The 4,574-nt window shown below is 45.7% G+C and carries 7 protein-coding genes; 2 read left to right on the forward strand and 5 right to left on the reverse strand.

Going from position 1 to position 4,574, the window contains the following annotated elements:
- Nucleotides 1-73 precede the first annotated feature (73 nt).
- Complete coding sequence (locus VN105_RS12250) at nucleotides 74-922, reverse strand: universal stress protein (RefSeq protein WP_325641233.1); 849 nt, start codon at nucleotides 920-922, stop codon at nucleotides 74-76.
- Between the two features lie 184 nt (nucleotides 923-1,106).
- Between VN105_RS12250 and VN105_RS12255 the strand changes: the two genes are divergently transcribed.
- The gene (locus VN105_RS12255) at nucleotides 1,107-1,616 is read left to right on the forward strand and encodes a hypothetical protein (protein WP_325641234.1); all 510 of its coding nucleotides are present in this window, start codon (nucleotides 1,107-1,109) and stop codon (nucleotides 1,614-1,616) included.
- 6 nt (nucleotides 1,617-1,622) lie between these two features.
- Complete coding sequence (locus VN105_RS12260) at nucleotides 1,623-1,775, forward strand: hypothetical protein (RefSeq protein WP_325641236.1); 153 nt, start codon at nucleotides 1,623-1,625, stop codon at nucleotides 1,773-1,775.
- Nucleotides 1,776-1,833: 58 nt separating this feature from the next.
- Here the strand turns inward: VN105_RS12260 and VN105_RS12265 are convergent, their stop codons facing one another.
- From VN105_RS12265 to VN105_RS12280, 4 genes are all read right to left on the reverse strand, one after another.
- Nucleotides 1,834-2,334: a DUF6691 family protein gene (locus VN105_RS12265; RefSeq protein WP_325641238.1), complete on the reverse strand. Its 501-nt coding sequence runs from the start codon at nucleotides 2,332-2,334 to the stop codon at nucleotides 1,834-1,836.
- A 22-nt stretch (nucleotides 2,335-2,356) separates the two neighbouring features.
- Nucleotides 2,357-2,920 carry a YeeE/YedE family protein gene (locus tag VN105_RS12270; RefSeq protein WP_325641240.1) on the reverse strand — a complete coding sequence of 188 codons (564 nt, stop codon included), beginning with the start codon at nucleotides 2,918-2,920 and terminating at the stop codon, nucleotides 2,357-2,359.
- Between the two features lie 10 nt (nucleotides 2,921-2,930).
- On the reverse strand, nucleotides 2,931-4,331 hold the full coding sequence (locus VN105_RS12275) for a rhodanese-like domain-containing protein (RefSeq protein WP_325641242.1): 1,401 nt from the start codon (nucleotides 4,329-4,331) through the stop codon (nucleotides 2,931-2,933).
- An 82-nt stretch (nucleotides 4,332-4,413) separates the two neighbouring features.
- Nucleotides 4,414-4,560 (reverse strand): helix-turn-helix domain-containing protein, encoded by a 147-nt coding sequence (locus VN105_RS12280; RefSeq protein WP_325641244.1) that lies wholly within the window; start codon nucleotides 4,558-4,560, stop codon nucleotides 4,414-4,416.
- Nucleotides 4,561-4,574: the final 14 nt, after the last annotated feature.

The following is a 4,574-nucleotide window of genomic DNA, read 5'->3' on the forward strand; positions in this document are numbered from 1 at the left end:
TCTAAAATTATCACTGATCAAACCAACGGAACATGACCAAAATCAGTAATTACACTGTTTATAATCATAATTATTACTTATTATGTGCTATAAACAAGGGAAAAGATAAGTTTTGCATCAATACATCCGCCATGCTTTCCCTGAACCACCGGGAAATAGCACCGCGCCTGTAAGCCCCCAGCACTATAACAGTTCCCTCCTGCTGACCAAGCATATAGCTCACAATTTCCTCTTCCGGTTCGCCTTCCATTACTTTATATACAGCTTTGGGGAAATGCCTCCTGATAAAATCCTTTATAAGGTGTTTATTCTCAAGAATATTTCCTTCGGGGTTAACAGACAGCACGGTTGTTGGTAAGGTTTGCCACGAAGGCAACAGGTAGTTATACATCTTTATTGCGTATACGGAAGACGGCTCACCGTCGTATAAGAGCACTATATTCCTGATATCGCCAAAAACAGCGGGCGTTAGCACCTGGGCAGGCACAATAAGCACAGGGCATTGTACATCGGTCAGCAAATCCCGGATAAAGCGTGTAGGAGGTGTAGCTCCATCATGAACAAATGTTTCCTGCGCATCTACAATCAGCAGATCTGCGTATATACTTTCCTCCAATGCACTTAAAAGCGAAACGTTCTTATTCCTGTGAATGCTGTAAGCGATTCCCGCTGCCTGGCAGGCAGCTTCAAATCTGCCTGCCGCTGCTTCGCGTTTTTCGTGGTCGGCCTCTTCAAGCTGCCTGATGGTAGCCTGGTCTGTTCCAGCTTTCAACAGTTGGTATAAATTAAAACTATTATAAGTAAGATCATCGGCAAAAACGCCGGTCAGATGCGCGTGCTGGTGCTTTGCTATCCAGATTGAATAATGAAGGGTGCTCTCTGAAAATCTGAGCCCGTCCAATATGGCAGCTATCTTTTGCATAGTAATGTTTCGTTCAAAGGTCCTCCCAAAGGCCAAAGCAATATATGATCCCAATTAGCACATATCCTGATTTTCATCAGGTCCCGGTTCATGACATGAATCAAATACGGGGCTGACCAGTGTCATTAATCTGCCACTAATATGCCTGTAATTTTACCGGCAGAACACTCCAAAACTTTGATATATGCATGCCAATATTTTTTCTATCACTTATCTTGTGGCTAACATGGTTAGCCTGATAGTTTTGATAGCTGCTATTTCCCGGGCAGCTGTTGCCAGGGTAATGCTATCTATGATATTTATCGGGGCCGGGCTGTTTAATGGGGTAATGGCAATCCGGGATCCGAATTTGTTTATGGCCTATGGCGCCATGACTCCCCTGCGGGTTTACGAGCAGTTCATCTATGGTGCATTCCGGAACAATATAACTGCGATTGTAATATCTATTTCTATATGCCAGCTGGCAGCAGGTATTTTTATTGCAGCAACACGCACATTCATGATAACAGGATTAACCGCGGCCATAATTTTCCTGGTAGCCATAGCTCCGCTCGGAGCCGGCTCCGCCTTCCCATCCACGCTGTTACTGGCCGCCGCTGCAGCTATATTGCTTTTTAAGGAGACCGCGTTCACTGTCTTTCCACTGTGGACTAACTTATCTCATCTTTTCTCACACAAAAAGAATGAAGTATAAAAAAAAATGATTGTCGTTTTAGACGGGCTGAAATATTCCAGCAGTGCTGTTGCATATGCCGTGTTTATTGCACAACAGGAAATGGCACATCTTGCAGGCGTTTTTCCTGAAGATTTTACTTACAGAAGTTATGCGCTCATCCCCTGCTATCGTAGCTGAACGTCCGCTGTTTATAACACATTGTAAATACTTCCTTAGAGATCTTATGCAAAGGGTATCAGTGAGGTAATTTCTCCCGGAAATAACCATAAGTCCAGGTCCCTGCAACAGCGCTTAATAATACAATTAATACAACGATCGCACCTGCGCCTATTTGTGCAAACAAGGGCCCCGGACAGGCGCCGGTAAGGGCCCATCCTAAACCAAAAATAAAGCCTCCATATATTTGCCCTTTGTTGAATTTCTTGGGATGAAATGTTATTCTTTCGCCATGAATGGTTTTGATATTGAACTTTTTAATAAGCCAAACAGATATTATCCCTACCATCACAGCGGTTCCGATCACTCCGTACATATGAAAGCTTTGCAACCGGAACATTTCCTGGATGCGGAACCAGCTGATGATCTCCGCTTTAACAAAGGTTACGCCGAAGATGAGGCCTACCGCCATATATTTAAAGTTATACCACCAGGGATGTTGCCGTTCCGACTCATTGATACAAATCGTATCCAGTGAGCGCACTTCATAATCCGTATTGATTGATGTTTTGTTTTGCATAAAAGATTCGTTGTACTGTAAATTATAAATGAAGAATTAAGGGAAGCAGCAGGTTAGCCATTATAAAACCTCCTGTCATGAACATAACAGTAGCTACCAGCGACGGCCATTGCAGATCACTGAGGCCCATAATAGCGTGGCCGGAGGTGCAGCCACCGGCGTATCGGGCGCCAAAGCCAACCAGGAATCCTCCGCCTGCCAGCATTACCACTCCACGTAAAGTGAAAAGGCTGCGCAGGGAAAATAATTCTTCAGGCAGGAAGGAGCTGTGGTCCGTAATACCATACCCGGCCAGTTCCTTAACCAGTGCCGGATGCAGCACTAACGGGTCAGGATCAGGTAATAGCCGGACCGCTATTACAGCTCCCGCTAATATACCACCTACAAAAAAGAAATTCCATACCTCTTTTTTCCAATCATATTGAAAAAATTTTATTCCAGCCGGGAAACAAGCTGCGCATGCATGGCGTAAATTGGCTGATATCCCAAAATGTTTATTCCCCAGCAATAAAAGCGCCGGTACAATAAGCCCTATCAGGCCTCCCGCCACATACCATGGCCAGGGTTGTTGTAATATTTTAAGCATCTGTGTTGATTTATTGCACTACCGGGTTACCATCTTCCTCCCATTTATTTATACTACCTGAAAAATTCAGTACATTATGATAGCCTTTCCGGGCAAGCAACGAATAGCCAATTGTAGCCCGGTCGCCACTCTGACAGTGGATCACTACTTTCTTGTCTTTACTGATTTTATCGAGATTATCAGGCAAGGTTCCCAGAAATACGTGATCTGCCCCTTTGATATGGCCGGATTGATATTCCGTAGCGCCCCGCAGGTCTACCACCTGGATTCCGTTATTCCGGTACAGGGATTTAAAGTCATCAATAGCAATAACAGCCGTTTTCTCCAGCCTGCCACCTGCATCCAGCCAGGTTTGTACAGACGGAATATAACCATGAATATTGTCAAGCCCTATCCGCATCAGCTTACGGGTAAGATCGTCGAGCTTACCAGGATCTGCCAGTAAAATAAAAGGTGTTTCGTAGTCCAGAAACCAGCCAGCCCAGGTATTGAAGGAGTTATTTCCCTGTATGTTAATACTGCCGGGAATATAGCCCTGGGCAAAAGCCGTTTTATCGCGGGTGTCTATCAGTTGATATCCTTTATCCAAAGCTGCTTTCAGTGCATCTTTCCCAAGTTCTGCGACGGCAGGTACCCGGGTAACTAACGGCCTGTTTATCTTATTGAGCTTTTTCATCATCGCAAAATACCTGGGCGGTTCAGGCTGATCCGCCAGCAGGTATTGAACAAAGCCCTCCTCGTTCTGTCCAAACCGGAAAGCCCAATTCCTCAGTATTTCGTAGCCGGTAGTAGTGGACGGTACACTGCCCAAAGCCTTACCACAGGCAGAGCCGGCGCCATGTCCGGGCCAAACCTGTACAAATCCCGGCAATGCGCTGAATTTCCTAAGAGAAGCAAATAGCTGGTGTGCGCCAGTTTCCTGCGTGCCTTTCATGCCAGCAGCCTTTTCCAGCAGGTCGGGACGGCCAATATCTCCCACAAATACAAAATCTCCTGTAAACAACATCACCGGAACATCAATGGCCGGCTTATCGGACAGCAAAAAGCTGAGGCTCTCCGGTGTATGCCCCGGCGTATGCAACACCGTTAGTTCGAGGTTACCAACCTGCATGCGGTCGCCATCCCGGAGGCCAATATGATCAAATTCATATTGCCACTCAACGCCGCCTTCATCGGAAAGATAGATTTCAGCTCCTGTAAGGGCTGCCAGTTCCCGCGAACCGGAAAGGAAGTCGGCATGGATATGCGTTTCAAGGATATGTGTAATCCGCATTTTCTGCTCCTGTGCAATCTCCAGGTAAGTATCCACATCCCTTTTAGGATCAATGACAGCGGCTACTCCTGCCTGCTGGCATCCGATAAAGTAACTGCCTTGTGCCAGGCTCTTATCATAAATGTGCTGAAAGTACATAGTGTATTGTTTTTCTGTTGACTACAAAGATGCCACCTGTATCCGGGTTTATAGGTGACCCTGGTCACACAGAAAAAAAATTCTATGCCTTTATCCACTCGAAAGAGTTACGGTGGATAATGATCCAGCCGTTTTTTTCCATCTTTTTCATCAGCCGGCTGATCACTTCGCGCGAAGAATTAAGATCAGTAGCAATTTCCTGGTGAGTGAGCTTTATCTGCCGGCCCATTTTTTCTACTTGCC

It is taken from the genome of Chitinophaga sp., from assembly GCF_035564935.1.
In the GTDB taxonomy this organism is placed as follows: domain Bacteria; phylum Bacteroidota; class Bacteroidia; order Chitinophagales; family Chitinophagaceae; genus Chitinophaga.

What these genes read in the sequence shown, in the direction of transcription:
- VN105_RS12280 (WP_325641244.1), bottom strand. Translation starts at nt 4,560, where the DNA reads ATGGGCCGGCAGATAAAGCTCACTCACCAGGAAATTGCTACTGATCTT.
- VN105_RS12250 (WP_325641233.1), bottom strand. Translation starts at nt 922, where the DNA reads ATGCAAAAGATAGCTGCCATATTGGACGGGCTCAGATTTTCAGAGAGC.
- VN105_RS12260 (WP_325641236.1), top strand. Translation starts at nt 1,623, where the DNA reads ATGATTGTCGTTTTAGACGGGCTGAAATATTCCAGCAGTGCTGTTGCA.
- VN105_RS12275 (WP_325641242.1), bottom strand. Translation starts at nt 4,331, where the DNA reads ATGTACTTTCAGCACATTTATGATAAGAGCCTGGCACAAGGCAGTTAC.
- VN105_RS12255 (WP_325641234.1), top strand. Translation starts at nt 1,107, where the DNA reads ATGCATGCCAATATTTTTTCTATCACTTATCTTGTGGCTAACATGGTT.
- VN105_RS12270 (WP_325641240.1), bottom strand. Translation starts at nt 2,920, where the DNA reads ATGCTTAAAATATTACAACAACCCTGGCCATGGTATGTGGCGGGAGGC.
- VN105_RS12265 (WP_325641238.1), bottom strand. Translation starts at nt 2,334, where the DNA reads ATGCAAAACAAAACATCAATCAATACGGATTATGAAGTGCGCTCACTG.